Annotated in this window: 15 protein-coding genes; 5 read left to right on the top strand and 10 right to left on the bottom strand. The window is 68.7% G+C overall.

The annotated features are described in order from the left end of the window. Positions 1 to 26 precede the first annotated feature (26 nt). Complete coding sequence (locus IBL25_RS05675) at positions 27 to 527, top strand: hypothetical protein (protein WP_187777583.1); 501 nt, start codon at positions 27 to 29, stop codon at positions 525 to 527. Positions 528 to 538: 11 nt separating this feature from the next. Continuing rightward, positions 539 to 1765 carry an MFS transporter gene (locus IBL25_RS05670; RefSeq protein ID WP_187777582.1) on the top strand — a complete coding sequence of 409 codons (1227 nt, stop codon included), beginning with the start codon at positions 539 to 541 and terminating at the stop codon, positions 1763 to 1765. Between the two features lie 17 nt (positions 1766 to 1782). Here the strand turns inward: IBL25_RS05670 and IBL25_RS05665 are convergent, their stop codons facing one another. The 3 genes from IBL25_RS05665 to IBL25_RS05655 all read right to left on the bottom strand — a co-directional run bounded on the left by IBL25_RS05665 (position 1783) and on the right by IBL25_RS05655 (position 5994). Beyond that, positions 1783 to 3069, bottom strand: a complete 1287-nt coding sequence (locus IBL25_RS05665) for an ArgE/DapE family deacylase (RefSeq protein WP_187777581.1) — start codon at positions 3067 to 3069, stop codon at positions 1783 to 1785. Between the two features lie 17 nt (positions 3070 to 3086). Further along, complete coding sequence (locus IBL25_RS05660) at positions 3087 to 4664, bottom strand: ABC transporter substrate-binding protein (RefSeq protein ID WP_187777580.1); 1578 nt, start codon at positions 4662 to 4664, stop codon at positions 3087 to 3089. Between the two features lie 160 nt (positions 4665 to 4824). Next, positions 4825 to 5994, bottom strand: a complete 1170-nt coding sequence (locus IBL25_RS05655) for a serine hydrolase domain-containing protein (RefSeq protein ID WP_238940241.1) — start codon at positions 5992 to 5994, stop codon at positions 4825 to 4827. A 146-nt stretch (positions 5995 to 6140) separates the two neighbouring features. Between IBL25_RS05655 and IBL25_RS05650 the strand changes: the two genes are divergently transcribed. Beyond that, complete coding sequence (locus IBL25_RS05650; protein WP_187777578.1) at positions 6141 to 6887, top strand: maleate cis-trans isomerase family protein; 747 nt, start codon at positions 6141 to 6143, stop codon at positions 6885 to 6887. A 9-nt stretch (positions 6888 to 6896) separates the two neighbouring features. Here IBL25_RS05650 and IBL25_RS05645 read toward each other — a convergent pair whose 3' ends face one another. The 5 genes from IBL25_RS05645 to IBL25_RS05625 form a co-directional block, all read right to left on the bottom strand. After that, positions 6897 to 8390 (bottom strand): phospholipase D-like domain-containing protein, encoded by a 1494-nt coding sequence (locus IBL25_RS05645; RefSeq protein WP_187777577.1) that lies wholly within the window; start codon positions 8388 to 8390, stop codon positions 6897 to 6899. Between the two features lie 100 nt (positions 8391 to 8490). Beyond that, a complete protein-coding gene (locus IBL25_RS05640) occupies positions 8491 to 9492 on the bottom strand; it encodes a 2-hydroxyacid dehydrogenase (protein WP_187777576.1) in 1002 nt (333 codons plus the stop codon). Positions 9493 to 9506: 14 nt separating this feature from the next. Next, complete coding sequence (locus IBL25_RS05635; protein ID WP_187777575.1) at positions 9507 to 10235, bottom strand: LrgB family protein; 729 nt, start codon at positions 10233 to 10235, stop codon at positions 9507 to 9509. 6 nt (positions 10236 to 10241) lie between these two features. Next, complete coding sequence (locus IBL25_RS05630) at positions 10242 to 10592, bottom strand: CidA/LrgA family protein (protein WP_187777574.1); 351 nt, start codon at positions 10590 to 10592, stop codon at positions 10242 to 10244. Positions 10593 to 10721: 129 nt separating this feature from the next. Then, the gene (locus tag IBL25_RS05625) at positions 10722 to 11408 is read right to left on the bottom strand and encodes a fumarylacetoacetate hydrolase family protein (protein WP_187777573.1); all 687 of its coding nucleotides are present in this window, start codon (positions 11406 to 11408) and stop codon (positions 10722 to 10724) included. 100 nt (positions 11409 to 11508) lie between these two features. Here IBL25_RS05625 and IBL25_RS05620 point away from each other — a divergent pair, with 100 nt between their 5' ends. Further along, positions 11509 to 12192, top strand: a complete 684-nt coding sequence (locus IBL25_RS05620; RefSeq protein WP_187777572.1) for a FadR/GntR family transcriptional regulator — start codon at positions 11509 to 11511, stop codon at positions 12190 to 12192. Here the strand turns inward: IBL25_RS05620 and hemN are convergent. Both hemN and IBL25_RS05610 read right to left on the bottom strand, forming a co-directional pair. Continuing rightward, positions 12189 to 13538: an oxygen-independent coproporphyrinogen III oxidase gene (gene hemN / locus IBL25_RS05615; RefSeq protein ID WP_187777571.1), complete on the bottom strand. Its 1350-nt coding sequence runs from the start codon at positions 13536 to 13538 to the stop codon at positions 12189 to 12191. The genes IBL25_RS05620 and hemN overlap by 4 nt on opposite strands. A 48-nt stretch (positions 13539 to 13586) precedes the next feature. Next, positions 13587 to 14252 carry an OmpW/AlkL family protein gene (locus tag IBL25_RS05610; protein ID WP_367615565.1) on the bottom strand — a complete coding sequence of 222 codons (666 nt, stop codon included), beginning with the start codon at positions 14250 to 14252 and terminating at the stop codon, positions 13587 to 13589. 120 nt (positions 14253 to 14372) lie between these two features. On the opposite strand from IBL25_RS05610, the gene IBL25_RS05605 reads away from it, so the two are divergent. Then, positions 14373 to 15122, top strand: a complete 750-nt coding sequence (locus IBL25_RS05605) for a DUF3750 domain-containing protein (protein WP_187777570.1) — start codon at positions 14373 to 14375, stop codon at positions 15120 to 15122. The last annotated feature ends 13 nt before the right edge of the window (positions 15123 to 15135 follow it).

Here is a 15135-nt window from a genome sequence, read left to right as displayed (position 1 = left end):
CCGCGAGGAAGCGCAGTTACAAAAGCATGGGTCCGCTGCATCGCTCCAAGATTCCCGCCCTGGCCCTGGCAGGGCTGGTGCTGTTGCCGCCCCTGGCGGCGCTGGCCGCTGGCAGCGAGGAGGCCCCGGCCCCGCCCGCCACGCCCCCCGCCTCCGAGGCGCCGCCCCAGCCACCCGCCGCCACCCGCAAGCTGGAGAAGGGCAGCTTCTTCCGCCTGCTCGGCCAGGACGTGAAGGGGCCCAGCGACATGGTCGTGGCGCAGCTGGTGAATGTGCTGGTGGATGCGGAGGCCCAGCCGGTGGGCGCGGTGCTGGACTACGGCGGCTTCCTCGGCGTGGGCAAGCGGCGGCTGGCCGTGGCCTGGGAGGTGCTGAGCATCGGTCCTTCCGGCATCAAACTGAACCTGAGCCGGGAGCAACTTCGCAGCGTCCCCGACTTTAAGGATGGCGAGGGTGCCGTCCTCGCCGTGCCTCCGGCGCCAGCGGAGGAACCGGCACCCGCGGGAGATCCACCCGCGGTCCAATAGAAGGCGGGTTCATGACAGGCGGACGGAGCGGGCGGGCGCTCGACTGGCTCAACTTCTTCACCGCGAATGTGCAGACCGGCTTCGGTCCCTTTGTTGTCGTCTACCTGACCACCCAATCCTGGACCGAGGTGCAGATCGGCGTGGTGCTGAGCATCGGCACCGCCACCATGATGCTGTGCCAGGTGCCCGCCGGGATGCTGGTGGATGCAACTCCGCGCAAGCGGCTGGCGGCACTGGTCGCCATCCTCTGCATCGCCTTCAGTGCCCTGCTGATGGTGATCTGGCCTTCCTACCTGCCGGTGCTCGGCTCCCAGGTACTGCACGGCGTCGCCTCCTGCGTGCTGACGCCCGCCATCGCCGCCATCAGCCTGGCACTGGTCGGCCGCGCCCATCTGGGGGAGCGGCTGGGGCGCAACGCACGCTTCGGCGCCCTTGGCAGCGGCATCGCAGCGGCGGTGATGGGCGCGGTGGGGGCCTGGTTCTCCGCCGGGTCGGTCTTCTGGCTGACGGCGGCGCTGACCATTCCCAGCCTCGTGGCGCTGGCGGCGATCCGGGGCCAGACGCTGCATCCGCCGCCGGTGCAGCCGGTGGCGGGCGTCACGGCGCATGAAGGCGGCCTGCGCACGCTGCTGCTGGACCGGGGGGTGCTGGTCTTCGCCGGCTGCGCCATGCTCTTCACCCTGTCCAATGCCGCGCTGCTGCCGCTGGCGGGCACCGAGATCACCCGCAATGCCGGGGACTACGCCAATCTCGTCATCGCCGCCTGCATCGTGGTGCCGCAGCTGGTGATGTGCGCCATCGCGCCCTGGGTGGGGCGGCTGACGGAAAGCCGCGGGCGCCGCCTGGTGCTGCTGGCGGGGCTGGGCGCCCTGCCCCTCCGCGCGCTGCTGATGGGCATCATTGAAAATCCCTTCGGCATCGCGGCGGTGCAGGCGCTGGATGGCATCAGCGCCGCCGCCCTCGGCGTGCTGGTGCCGCTGCTGGCCGCCGACCTGACCCGGGGCAGCAACCGCTTCAATCTCTGCATGGCGCTGTTCGGGCTGTCGATGGGCCTGGGCGGCACCATCAGCACCACCCTGGCCGGCGCGATCGCATCCTGGGTCGGGGTCGGCGCGGCCTTCGCCTTCCTCACCGCGGCCGGCTTCCTTGGCTTCCTGCTCGCCGCCCTGGCGATGCCGGAGACGCGGGAGGCAAGCACCCTGCCCGCCGCCCCTCAAGCAGCCACAGGGGCGCCGTAAGGGCGCCCCGGATTGCCTCAGCCGACCTCCCGCAGTCCGCACCAGTCGGCGATGAAGGCCGCCATGGACAGCGTTGTCCTGCGGATGCTGTCCAGGTTGGTCCGCTCGTCGAAGGCATGGGAGCCCTCGCCAGCCGGGCCGTAGCACAGCGCCGGCATGTCGTAATACAGGCCGTAGAAGCGCGTGTCGTTCACCCCGGTGGAGCGGCGCTCCTCCATCGGCTTGGCGAAGACCTGCCGATGCGCCTCCGCCAGCACCTTCTCCGCCTCGCTGCCCGGCTCCAGCACGAAGCCATCGGCCTGGAAGCCGTGCCAGATGATCTCGGGCGGGTTGTTGGAGAGGAAGTTGTCGCCGGACTGCGCGGAGCGGACGCAGGCCTCGACCGCCGCCATGGCGTCCTTGACCTCGGTGCCCGGCAGCACGCCGATGCGGCAGTCCACCTCGCACCAGGCCGGGGTGGAGCTGGCCCAGTCACCACCCCGAATGATGCCGGGGTTGAACTTGATGGGGTCCTGGACTTCGGAATACCAGGCGTGCGAGCGCGCCTCGACATTCAGCGCCTTGGTATGCTCCTGCAGCGCCTGGATCAGGTGCATGGCGGAGAGGATGGCGTTGGTGCCGGTCTGCGCATAAGCGACATGCACCGGCACGCCACGCACGCGGATGCGGAACCACAGCGTGCCGGTATGGGCACGTGTGATGGTGTGGTTGGTGGGTTCCGGGATGAGGCAGGCATCGGCCCGGTAGCCGCGCGCCAGCGTGGCGAGCGCGCCATTGCCGGTGCTTTCCTCCTCCGTCACCGTCTGCAGATGCACGTCGGCGGCGGGCTCGAAGCCGGCGGCGCGAATGGCATCCATGGCGTAGATCATGCAGGCCACGCCGGCCTTCATGTCATTGGCGCCACGGCCATACATCCAGCCGTCGCGGATCACGGCGGCATAGGGCGGATGGGTCCACATCTCGGCGGGACCTTCCGGCACCACGTCGATATGGCCTTGCATGATCAGGCTGCGGCCGGTCGGGTCCTTGGCGCGGTGGCTGGCCACCACCTGCACCGACTTGGCCGGGTCGGCATCCACCATCGGGCTGGCCTTGGGATGCGCGGCCAGAGGCGTGTCCGCGATGGTGAAGCGGTCCACGGCATAGCCGCGCGTGGCGAATTGCCGCGCGAGCCAGTCCTGGATGGGCGCCTCGTTGCCCCGCAGGCTGGGAAAGCGGACCATCTCCGCGAGGAAGCCGATTTCCCCGTCGAAATTGGCGTCTACCGCCTTGCGCAGGCGCTCGAGAACAGTGTTGTCAGGCATGGGCTTTCCTCTCCGTCTCAGCGCTGCGCCGGCGTGGCATAGAGCGCCGAGGTGTACCAGTTCGGGCTGGCGTCGTAATTGATGCGGTCCTTGCGGGCCGCCCAGTTCACACGCAGGTAGAAGACCGGGATCACGCCCTTGTCCTCCACCAGCGCCGTCATGGACTGGCCGGTCAGTTGCAGGCGGCGCGCCGGGTCCATGGTGCGCAGCGCTTCCTCCAGCGGCTTGTCCACCGCGGGGTTGGCGTAATGCTGCCGGTTGAAGGGGCCAGCGCCGGTCGCTGTGTCCCTGGTCATGGCCACCTGGCGCAGCGTATTGGCGGCCAGATTTGCTGTGTAGGTCGTCAGGAACATCGCGAAGTCGCGGTTGGTGGCGCGGGTGAAGAAATTCGCCGGCGGCAGTACCTCGACCTGGGTCTCCACCCCGATGCGGTTGAAGCCCTGGGCGATGGCCTGCAGCACATCCGAGTCACTGGCGAAGAAGCCGTTGGGGCCATGGATGGTCATACGGAAGCCATTGGCATAGCCGGCTTCCGCCAGCAGCTTCCGGGCGCGGTCCACATCGGTGGCCAGCGGCGGCAGGCCGCGCGCGCGGTCCTGCACCGGTGGCGGCGCGAATTGCTCGGCCGGCGTGCCCTGCCCGGCCAGCAGCCGGTCCACGATGCCCTGGCGGTTGATGGCCAGCGACAATGCCTCACGCACCCGCTGGTCCTGCAGCGGGTTGCGCGCCAGCGGCTTGCCTTGCTTGTCCGTGATGAAGGGCACCTGATCCCGGTTGGAGTCCGGGAAGAGATAGGCAGTGCCGTAGCTGTCGGTGCCGCTGATGGTGATGCGTGAATCCGCCTCAAGCCGCTTCACGTCCTGCACCGGCACCGTGTCGATCAGGTCGACCTCGCCCGCCAGGATGGCCGCGACGCGGGAGCCCGGGCTGGACACGTAGCGCGTCTCGACCCGGTCCCAGGCCGGCTTCTTGCCGTGAAAACTGGGGTTGGCTTCCAGCGACAGCCGCTCGTTCAGCACAAAGGAACGGTAGCGATAGGGACCGGTGCCGATCGCCAGCTTGCCGGAGGTGAAGCCGGATGTCGTTGCGTCCTTGTGGATCTTGCGCGACAGGATGAACACGCGCGTCAGGTCATAGTCGAGGAAGGGGTTCGGCTGATGCGTGTGGATGCGCACCGTCAGCGGATCGACAATCTCGACGGACTTGATCGAGCGTGCATAAGGCGTGAAAGGCCCCGGGCTGTTCGGGACATTCGGGATACGCTCCAGCGTGAAGGCGATATCCTCGGCCTCGAAGGGCGTGCCGTCATGGAAGCGCACGCCGGGGCGCAGCTTGAACTCCCAGGTCAGGTCATCCACCACCCGCCAGGATTCCGCGAGGCTCGGCTCCAGCGCGCCGGAATTCGCTTCCTCGACCAGCGAGTCGAAGATCTGCTTCAGCGCCATGTTGTTGTTATTGGTGGAATGATAATGCGGATCGAGAGCGCTGGGCGATGTCATTGCCGCGATGGTCAACGTCGTCTCGGCATAAGCCGGCGCCACGGCAAGTGCCGCGAGCAGAGCCGCGACCGGAAGAGCAGCATGATGGTATCGCATGAGTTTCTTGATTCCTGATCGTTCCTTCCGAAATGTTACCTGAAGTTTACTGTGCGGCCAGAGCCTTTGTCAGGATCGCGGGCAACGTTCCGCCGCTGAATTGTTCCTCAGGGTCCCGCGCTTCTGGGTCAGTCGGCCATTTTCCAGGAAGTGGGCCGAACTAGTCCGTGATTGCCTGGTAGGTCAGCACGCGCAATTCCCGACGCAGCGGGTAGGTGGAGGATGGCATGAGCTGTGTCAGCAGGATCACCGCCATGTCTTCCACCGGGTCCACCCAGAAGGCCGTGCTGGCCGCGCCGCCCCAGGCGCATTCCCCCGGCGTGCCGAGGATCTGCGCCCGCGCCGGGTCGAGCATGACGGAAAAGCCAAGGCCAAAGCCGATGCCCGTATAGGTGCTTTCGGAAAAGCGCGACTGGCCCATGGCGGCCATGTCGCCGTCGAGGTGGTTGCTCATCATCAGTTCCACCGTCTTGCGGCCAAGCAGCCGCACGCCATCCAGCTCCCCTTTGTTCAGGAGAAAGCGGCAGAAGCGCGCATAATCCCACACCGTGGAAAGCAGGCCGCCTCCGCCGGAGCAGATGGCGCGCGGCGCACCGAAGCGGCTATCGCGTGGATCGTCCATCAGCACGGGGCGCCCGTCCTGACCCCGCGCGTAACAGGCCGCGAAGCGGGAGAGCTTCTGTTCCGGCAGATGGAAATCGGTGTCCGTCATGCCCAGCGGCGCGATGATCCGCTGCCGCATGAAATCCCCGAAATCCTGGCCGGAGATGACGGCAACAAGATGCCCGAGCACATCGGTGGCGATGGAATAGTTCCAGGCCCGCCCGGGCTGCGCCAGCAAGGGGAGCGAGGCGGCGAGTTCCACCACCTCCGCCAGGCTGCGGTCGGAGGTCTGGAAATCCACGCCCTGCTCGCGGTACATGGCATCCACCAGCGTGGACTGCATGAAGCCATAGGTCAGGCCAGCGGTATGCGTCAGCAGGTCCCGGAAGGTGATGTCGCGTTCCGCCGGCACCGACTCGTAGGAGCCGCGGCTGCCGCCGGTGAAGACCCGCATGTCCCGGAAGCAGGGCAGGAAGCGGGTGATCGGGTCGTCCAGCTGGAACCGGCCTTCCTCATAGAGCATCATGATGGCGACGCTGGTGAGCGGCTTGGTCATGGAATAGATGCGCAGGATGCTTTCCGGCGTCATCGCCGCACCGCGCTCCATGTCCGCGAGGCCGGAGCAGCCCAGATGCGCCACCTGCCCGCGCCGCATCACCAGCGTGGTGGCCCCGGTCAGCTTGCCATCGCGGATCAGTGCCTCCCGCCAAGCATCGACGCGCGACAACCTTTCGCCGCTGAGGCCAACAGCCTCCGGTTTCACAGGATGAAATGGCTCATTCATGGAATGGCTTCCCCACCGCGGCATGATGCGCCACCATGCCCGGCACCGGCGGGTTTGGCCAGCCGGCGACGCAAGTGAAGGAAACGGTGATGCCTGACGTCCAAGGCTGGCGCGCCAAGTTCGGTGTGCTTGGCCCCTCCACCAACACCATCGTGCAGCCCGATTTCGACGCCATGCGTCCGATGGGCGTCACCAACCACTATTCTCGCATCTTCACGCCCAATGCCAATGCCGTTAGCAACGAAAGCTCCCGCGCCGGCACGGAGGTGATCGCCGGCAATGTGCTGGATGCCGTCCGCAGCGTCATGACCTGCAAGCCCGACTACCTCGTCATGGGCATGTCCGCCGTCACCTTCTTCGATGGCGCCAAGGGGGCCGATGCCTTCGTGAAGAAGGTGGAGGACGAGGCCGGCGTGAAGATCAGCGTCGGCAGCCATGCCTGCGCCGCTGCCCTGAATGCCTATGGCGGTGTCAGAAAGATCGCTTTCCTCTCGCCCTACTGGCCGGTGATCAATGCCGAGGTGAAGCAGTATTTCGGCGACATGGGCTTCGAGACCGTGCGCGAGACCTGCCTGCAGTGCCAGTCCTGGACAGCCATCGCCGAGGTGACGGAGGAAACGCTGCGCGGCGTGCTGCGGCAGCTTGATGGCGACGATGTGGATGCCATCGTGCAGGTCGGCACCAATCTCTCCATGGTGCGGCTGGCGGCGGCGGCCGAGATGTGGCTCGGCAAGCCGGTGGTGGCGATCAATACCGCCACCTACTGGCACGCGCTGCGCGCCAATGGCATCAAGGACCAGATGCAGGGCTTCGGGCGGCTGCTGTCCGACTTCTGAGGCGGCGCCTCACGAGTTGCGGCGCAGCAGGCGCCGCAACCGGCCGCCACGGAACAGGCCGCGGCGGCTGAGCGCCTCGAACATCTCCTCCGGTCCCTCTGGGTCCAGGACCTCATGGTCCGCCAGCCATTGCTCGACGGCATTGAGGTCCGGCTCTTCATAAGGGCGCAGGGAGCGCCCCGTGCCCCGCAGCCCCTCGATGGTGCGGACCAGCGAACCTTCCCGCTCCATCCGCCGCGCCACCTCCGCCTCCTCCACACCCAGGTGCTCCGCCAGTAGCGAATGGCGGAAGCGGCGGATCCGGGCGGAAAGCTCCGGGTCGCAGGGCTCGCCGGCATCGATCGCCACGTCGCATTCCGTGTCCAGCCGCAGGGAGCGGTTGTTCATGTTGGAGGAGCCGACCCGCAGCACGCGGTCATCCACGATCATGATCTTGGCATGAACGTAGATGGGCTCGCCCCCGGTGGTGAAGGGATGATAGAGCCGGAAGCGCCCATGGGTGTCGGCCCGCCGCAGCGCCTCGTGCAGCCGGGCGCGGGCGGTGTCCATCGCCACTGGCTCCAGCCATCCCTGGGCAGTGACGGGATTGACCAGCACGATCTCTGGCCCGTCAGGCTCCGCCAACCGGCGCGCGATGGCCTCAGCGATGCGGCGGGAAGCGAAATACTGGCTTTCCGCATAGATGAAGCGCCTGGCGCTGCCGATCAGGTCCAGGTAGAGGCGCTCGATCTCATGGATCGGCTCCACATCCGGCATCTGCGGATAGGTGCGGGCGATGGCGACATCCACATTCTCGAATTGCGGCGCCAGCGTCTCCGGCCAGCAATCGGTGCAGGTTTCCACCGGCTGTAGTTCCCGCCCGCCGGCGGCACGCCACCGGTCGCGCGCCACCTGCCCGATGGCGCGCGCGGCCTCGCCTTCCAGCGCCATGGTGGCATCGTGCCAGGGCTTGTAGGGGCGGCCGCTGGGGCGGCGGCGGCCGGGGTCGTGGTCCAGGTGCTGGCGGGTGTCCCAGCGGTCGCTGGTCATGTCGATGCCGCCGCAGAAGGCGAGGCTGTCGTCCAGCACCACGATCTTCTGGTGATGGGAGGCGCCGGTGGGGTGCGTGCCATCCAGCCGCGCGGTGATATGCTTGTGCCACATCCAGCGCGCCAGGGTCAGGATGGTGGTGCCGCGGAACAGCGTGTTCACCGCGCCCAGGTCCCAGCGCAGCAGAAAGACCTCCAGCTCCGGCCGGCGCTTCACCAGCCAGAGGATGAAATCGCCCAGCTTTTCCGGCGCATCGTCGCCCGCGCCCGCCTGCCCCAGCCGGATGCGTGCGTCGAAGTCCCAGCCCACCAGCATGATGCGGCGCCGGGCCGTGAGCATGGCCGCGCGCGCGACACGGAAATACTCATCGGCATCCACGATCACCGCCGCGCGGTCAGCGCGGGCGATGCGCCAGCAATTCTCGCCCGGCCGCAGCAGGGGAGATGCCGCGCGAAAGGAGGCGGCCTGGTCCATGCCTGGTGGTTTCACTCCCGTCCCTGGCGGCGGCAAGGCCGCATCGTGACCATTCGGTGGCCGGCGGAGCAACGGCCGCCGGCGCGCCGGGTTGCATGGCTCAGCCAGAGGTGCCGAGGCGGTTGGGCAGCGGCCTGCCCACGGCGAAATCCGTGGCGGATTGCAGGGTCGTGCGCGCGATGGCCTGCAAGGCCGGCCGGGTCAGGAAGGCCTGGTGCCCCGTGACAAGCACATTGGGGAAGGTCAGCAGGCGCTGGAACACATCGTCCTGAATGATCTCGTTGGAGAGGTCCTCGAAGAACAGGTCGCCTTCCTGTTCATAGACATCCAGCGCGACGCCGCCGATGCGGCCGGATTTCAGCGCATCGATCAGCGCATCGGCATCCACCAATGCGCCCCGGCTGGTGTTGATCAGCTGGAAGCCCGGCCGCACCGTGGCAAGGCTGGCGGCATTGACCAGGTGATGCGTCCCCGGCGTCAGCGGGCAATGGAGGGTGACGATGTCGGCTTCCGCCATGAGTTGCTCCACCGGCACGTAGCGAACGCCAGCGGCGATCAGGGCGGGGTCCTCGACCCGGTCGGTCGCCAGCACCTCGCAACCGAAGCCCAGCCGCAGCGCCCGTGCCACCAGCCCGCCGATGCGGCCGGTGCCGACCACCCCCGCCACCCGGCCATGCAACCCCAGGCCCAGCAGCCCATCGAGGGAGAAGTTGTTCTCCCGCACCCGCGCCCAGGCACGGTGGATCTTACGGTCCAGCGCCAGCATCAGCCCGATGGTGAATTCGGAGACCGCTTCCGGCGAATAGGCCGGCACCCGCACCACGGCGATGCCCAGTTTCTCCGCCGCCGCGAGATCCACGTTGTTGAAGCCGGCGCAACGCATGGCCACCAGCCGCGTGCCGCCTTCCGCCAGCACGGCCAGGGCTGCGGCATTCAGGCGGTCGTTGACAAAGGCGCAGACGGCGGGCCAGCCGGCGGCGAGGCTGGCTGTCACCGCATCCAGGTGCGGCTCGAAATAGCCGATCTCGTGGCCGTAATCGCGGTTGGCTTCGTCGAAGCTCTGGCGATCGTAGGACTTGGTGCTGAAGAAGGCGATGCGCATCCGGTCTCCGTCTTTCAACCGAGGGAGCGCAGCAGGCTCCACAGAAAGGGCAGCCACAGCGCTGTCAGCACCGCATTCAGCCCCATTGCGAGCCCGCTGAACACCCCCGCCTGCATATTGACCGAAAGCGCGCGCGCCGTGCCGATGCCATGCGCGGCGGTGCCGATGGCCAGCCCCCGCGCCCGCCAGTCACGGATTCCGGCCCAGTCCATGGCCATCGGCCCCAGCACGGCGCCCACCGCACCGGAGCAGAGCACCACCACGGCGGTCAGCGAGGGCAGCCCGCCCAGCCGCTCGGCTATGCCCATGGCCACAGGCGTGGTGACCGAGCGCGGCGCCAGGGAGGCAACGATCTCGGCCGGCGAGCCCAGCGCCGCGGCGATGCCGACCCCCAGCGCCGCCGCCAGCATGCCGCCAAGGAGAATGGAAATCACCGCCGGCGCCATGGCGTTGCGCAGCCCGTGCCATTGCCGGTGCAGCGGAATGGCCAGCGCCACCGTGGCCGGGCCCAGCAGGAAATGAACGAATTGCGCGCCCTGGAAGTAAGCGCGGTATTCGATGCCCGCGGCCATCAGCCCCAGCGCCAGGATCAGCACCGCGATCAGCACGGGATTGGCCAGCGGGTGGTAGCGCGCCATCCGGTGCAGCCGCAGCGCCGCGAGCCAGGCCAGCAACGTCAAAGTCAGAGCGGACAGGGGCTCCCGCGCCAGATACACCCAGATAGAAGCGAGATCGTCCGGCATGGCGCCTCAGCCCCACCGGCGCAGCAGGGCCTGCGCCAGCCGTCCGGTCACAGCCATGGCGAGCAGCGTGCCGCCGATGATGGCCAAGGCCAGCGACAGCCAGTTCTCCGCCAGGGTGTGCAGCAGAACCACCACGCCCACGCCCGCCGGCACGAAAAGCAGGCCGAGATTGCCCAGCAGCGTATCCGCCACCTTGCCCAGGGCCTCCGGCGTCTCGCCACCCGGGTGGCGCAGCAGCAGGGCGAGGAAGAGCAGCACCATGCCGATCACCGGCCCCGGCACGGGCAGGTGCAGCACGCGCGCCAGGACCTCGCCGATCAACTGGCAAGCAAGAAGGGCGGTGATGGCGCCGGTCATGGCCGGCATCCGGTGATGGAGATGGACATGGCAAGGGCCCCTACAGCGCAAGGAGCCCCAGGTTCCCTCCGGCCAGCCATTGCTGCAATGCACAATGCAGCACGGCCAGCCTTGCGGAGGACAGGAGCCTCAGGCGGTGTAGGTGACCGTCACCTCACCCACGCCCTCGCAATAGCCATGCATGGTGTCGCCTGGCTTCACGGCGCTGACGCCGGCGGGGGTGCCGGTCATGATCAGGTCGCCCGGCAGCAGCTCCACGTAGCGGGAGAGATAGGCGATGGCCTCGGGCAGCGACCAGATCATCTGGTTCATGTCGCCGGTCTGCTGCACCTTGCCGTTGACCGTGATCTCGATCTTGCCCTGGCTCGGATGGCCGATGCGCGCCGCCGGCACGATCGGGCTGATCGGGCAGGACTGGTCGAAGCCCTTGGAGAGTTCCCAGGGGCGGCCAAGCTTCTTGGCTTCCGCCTGGATGTCGCGGCGCGTCATGTCCAGGCCGATGGCATAGCCATAGACATGCTCCAGCGCCCGCTCGGCCGGGATGTCCTTGCCGCCCTTGCCGATGGCCGCCACCAGCTCAACCTCGTGGTGCAGGTCCTTGGTCTGGCCAGGGAAAGGCAGCGTGCCACCGGGCACCGCGGCATTGGCGGGCTTGGAGAAGAAGAAGGGCGGCTCGCGGTCCGGGTCATGGCCCATCTCACGCGCATGATCGGCATAGTTGCGGCCAACGCACCAGATGCGCCGCACCGGGAAGACGCCTTCCTCGCCAGTGACGGGGATGGTGGTCTCGGGCGCGGGCTCGATGACGTAGCGCATGGTGGTCTCTCCTGAACCAATCGGGGAATTGGTTACGCCCGTGCCCGAAGGCCGTCAAGCCGCTGGCGCGACGTCGAAAGCCCGCCTATGGCAATGCCCCATGGAACCTGAACCCGGCCTGGATGGCACGCCGGTGCTGACGCTGCTGCAAGCCTATCTCGCCAGCACTCCCCTGCCCGATTCCGGCCGTCTGCCGCCGGAGCGCGAGCTGGCGGAGGCGCTGGGCGTCTCCCGTGCCGAACTCCGCAAGGCTCTGGCGACGCTGGAGGCGGAAGGGCAGCTCTGGCGTCATGTCGGCAAGGGCACCTTCCTGGGCGCGAGGCCGCTGGCGGCCATTGGCGACGTGGCGCAGCTGGCGCGGCAGGCCGGGGCGGACGACATGCTGCGGGCGCGGCTGGTGCTGGAGCCGCAACTGGCGGCGCTGGCGGCGCGCCACGCCACCCCGGCGCAGGTGGAAGCGATGCGCGCCGCCATGGAGGCTTCCCGCCGCCCCGGCCTCTCCTGGCGCGGCTACGAGGGCCAGGATGCCCGGCTGCACCGGGAGATTGCCGCCGCCGCCGGCAATCCGCTGCTGCTGCATCTGTTCGACCAGCTCGCCGCCATCCGCCGCGTGCTGACCTGGAACCGCCCGCGCCCGCAGCCGGAGGGCCCACCCCCCGGCCACCCCTCCTTCGCGGAGCATGAAGGCATCGTCGCCGCCATCGCGGGTGGCGAGGCGGCGGCGGCGCAGGCACGGATGCACGACCACATCGCGGCCGTGCACCGGATTATCGCCGCAGGCTAGACGGCCGCCGAGTGGCGCTGCGCGGCCGGCTGCCAATAGGCATCGAAGCAGGCCGCCACCTGCCGCACGAAGCGCCGCCCGGCCGGCGGCACCAGCAGATGCGCGCCATCCAGCCGCACCAGCCCGTCACGCTCCAGCGGCCCCAGGCGCGCCATGGCATCCACCAGCATGACATCCGGCACGGCGCAGAGATCCAGTGCGAAGTCGCACATCAGCCGCTCGATGAGCCCGGCGCGCAGCCGGTCCTCCTCCGTGGTGGCGACGCCGCGCGCCACCGGCAGGCGTCCGGCCGCCACGGCCTCGGCATAGCGGCGCTCATCGGCGATGTTCTGCGCGAAGCCGCCGCGCAGCGCGCCGATGGAGGATGCGCCCAGCCCCAGCAGCGCCGGCGCCGTATCGGTCGTATAGCCCTGGAAGTTGCGGCGCAGCCGACCCTCGTCCGCCGCGATGGCCAGCGGGTCCTCCGGCAGCGCGAAGTGGTCGAGGCCCAGGGCCACGTATCCGGCGGCACGCAACACCGCCTCGGCAGCCTCCGCCTGCTCCATGCGCGCCGAGGCGCCGGGCAGCAGGCTGGCGTCGATCGCCTTCTGGTGCGGCTTCATCCAGGCCACATGGGCATAGCCGAAGACCGCGATGCGCGGCACCCGCAGCTCCGCCGCGAAGCGCGCGCTGGCTTCCACATGCGCCACGGTCTGCGCCGGCAGGCCATACATCAGATCCAGGTTGATGCCGGTGATGCCGGCGCGCCGCAGCCGCTCCACCCCCACGCGCACCATCTCGGCGGGCTGCGGACGGCCGATGCGCGCCTGCACCTCCGGCGCGATGTCCTGCACGCCGAGGCTGGCACGGGTGAAGCCCAGCGCGCCCAGCCCTTCCACCAGGGCCTCGTCCATCAGCCGGGGGTCCAGCTCGATGGCCAGCTCGGCGCCGGGGCGGATGCCGATGCGGGCGCGGATGGCGGCCAGCAGCAGGCCCAGCCCCTCCGCCTTCAGGATGGATGGCGTGCCGCCGCCGAAATGCAGGTGGGAGATGCCGCCATGCGCCGGCAGCGCCGCCGCCAGCAGGTCCAGTTCCGCCCGCAGCGCGGCACCGTAGGCGGCGACGCGTGCGTCCGACCGCGTCGGCTTGGCGTGGCAGGCGCAATACCAGCAAAGGTCGCGGCAGAAGGGCACATGCAGGTAGAGCGAAAGCGGGTCCGCCGCGCCGATGCCCTCCCGCAGCCATTCGCGGTAGGTGGCTTCCTCCAGCGCGCCGAACTGCGCGGCGGTGGGGTAGCTGGTGTAGCGGGGCACCCTGGCCTCGGCCAGGGCGAGCAGGTCGCGGGAGGGCATCGGGGCGTCGGTCATGCCGTCATTCTCCCCGATGCCAGGCCCCGCGCCTTGAGATGGGTCAAGTCAGAAGCGGTAACGCACGCCCGCGCCGACGATCCAGGGGTCCAGATCGGCCCGCGCCCCGATGGCGCCGCTGTTGACCGAGACATCCGGCCGCAGGAACAGCTTCTTGACGTCGAAATTCACCGCCCAGCGCGGCGCCACCTCGATATCCACGCCAGCATTCAGCGCCCAGCCCCAGCTGTTCTTCACATCCACCTTCTCCACCGGTGGGGTGCGGCGGCCGCCCTCGGAGTAGAAGAAGGTGTAGTTGATGCCGGCGCCGACATAGGGGCTGACGCGCGCCTGCGGAAAGGGATGGAACTGCAGCGTCAGCGTCGGCGGCAGCGCCCAGACCCGGCCGAGGTCCACCTCGCCCAAAGCCGAGCCATTCACATGCACGTCGTGGCGGGTGGTGGCGGCGATCAGGTTAAGGGACAGGTTGGGCGTGGCGAACCAGGTGAGGTCCAACTGCGGCGAGGCACTGTCGCTCGCATTCGGCTTGCCGCCGATGGCATCCACCCGCCCGCCCGAATCCGGCAGCACACCGATGACGCCGAGGCCGAGCACGAGGTCGCCGGCCTGCTTGCCGCGCACCGGCTCCTGGGCCGTGGCGGTGTTAGCCAGGGGAAGGGCCGCGAGGCAGGAGAAGGCCGCGGCGGCGGAAAGGCTACGAAGAATCTGGTTCACGGAAAACTCTCTCTTTCAGGCAGCCTGGGCCGCCCGGGAGGGAGCTTAGAAAGCTTGGCCAAAGCCTTCCTTGATCTGCATCAGCATTGCCTTCGACGAAAGCGGAACAATCTCTGCCGGATGCCGACCCTGCTCAAATATGCCCTCGGGCTCTTCCTGCTGTTCTTCATCCTGCCGCTGTGCATTTCCGCCGCGCTTTATTGGCACAAGGGCCAGGGCGCTGGCTGGCAGACCGCCGACCGCTCCTCCGCCGGGCTGTTGCCGGCGCCGGCGACGCACCGCCCGGCGGTGCTGCGTGTCTTCGCCGCCCAGACGGTGCGATGGCGGGGCATCTTCGCCGTGCATTGCTGGATCGTTTTCAAGCCGGAGGGCGCCGCGCACTACACCCGCTACGACTACACCGCCTGGGGCGAGCCAATCCGCATGAACGGCTTCGAGCCCGATGGCCGCTGGTTCGGCCACGTGCCGGAGACCGTCTTCTCGGCCGATGGCGCGGCGGCGGAGGCGCTGATCCCGCGCGTGCGGCAGGCGATCGAAGGCTATGCCTTCCGGAGCCGGGGCGACTACCAGGCCTGGCCCGGCCCCAATTCCAACACCTTCGTCGCCGCTGTGCTGGACGGGTTGCCGGAGGTGAAGCTGGCGCTGCCGCCCACCGCCATCGGCAAGGATTACCCCTATGACGGCCGCTGGCTGCGCGGCACGCCTTCCGGCACCGGCTTCCGGCTGACGCTGGCGGGCTATGGCGGGCTGACCATGGCCTGGGTGGAGGGTATCGAGGTCAATATCCTGGGCGCCGTGGCGGGGCTGGATCTGCGGCGGCCGGCGCTGAAGCTGCCGGGGCTGGGGCGGCTGGGCCTCGGCACAGGCTAGGTGCTTGCCGCCC

Source organism: Pseudoroseomonas ludipueritiae, assembly GCF_014490445.1.
Classification (GTDB): Bacteria; Pseudomonadota; Alphaproteobacteria; order Acetobacterales; family Acetobacteraceae; genus Pseudoroseomonas; species Pseudoroseomonas ludipueritiae.
The sequence above is the reverse complement of the archived record's forward strand: the minus strand, read 5'-3'. Positions and strand labels throughout refer to the sequence as shown.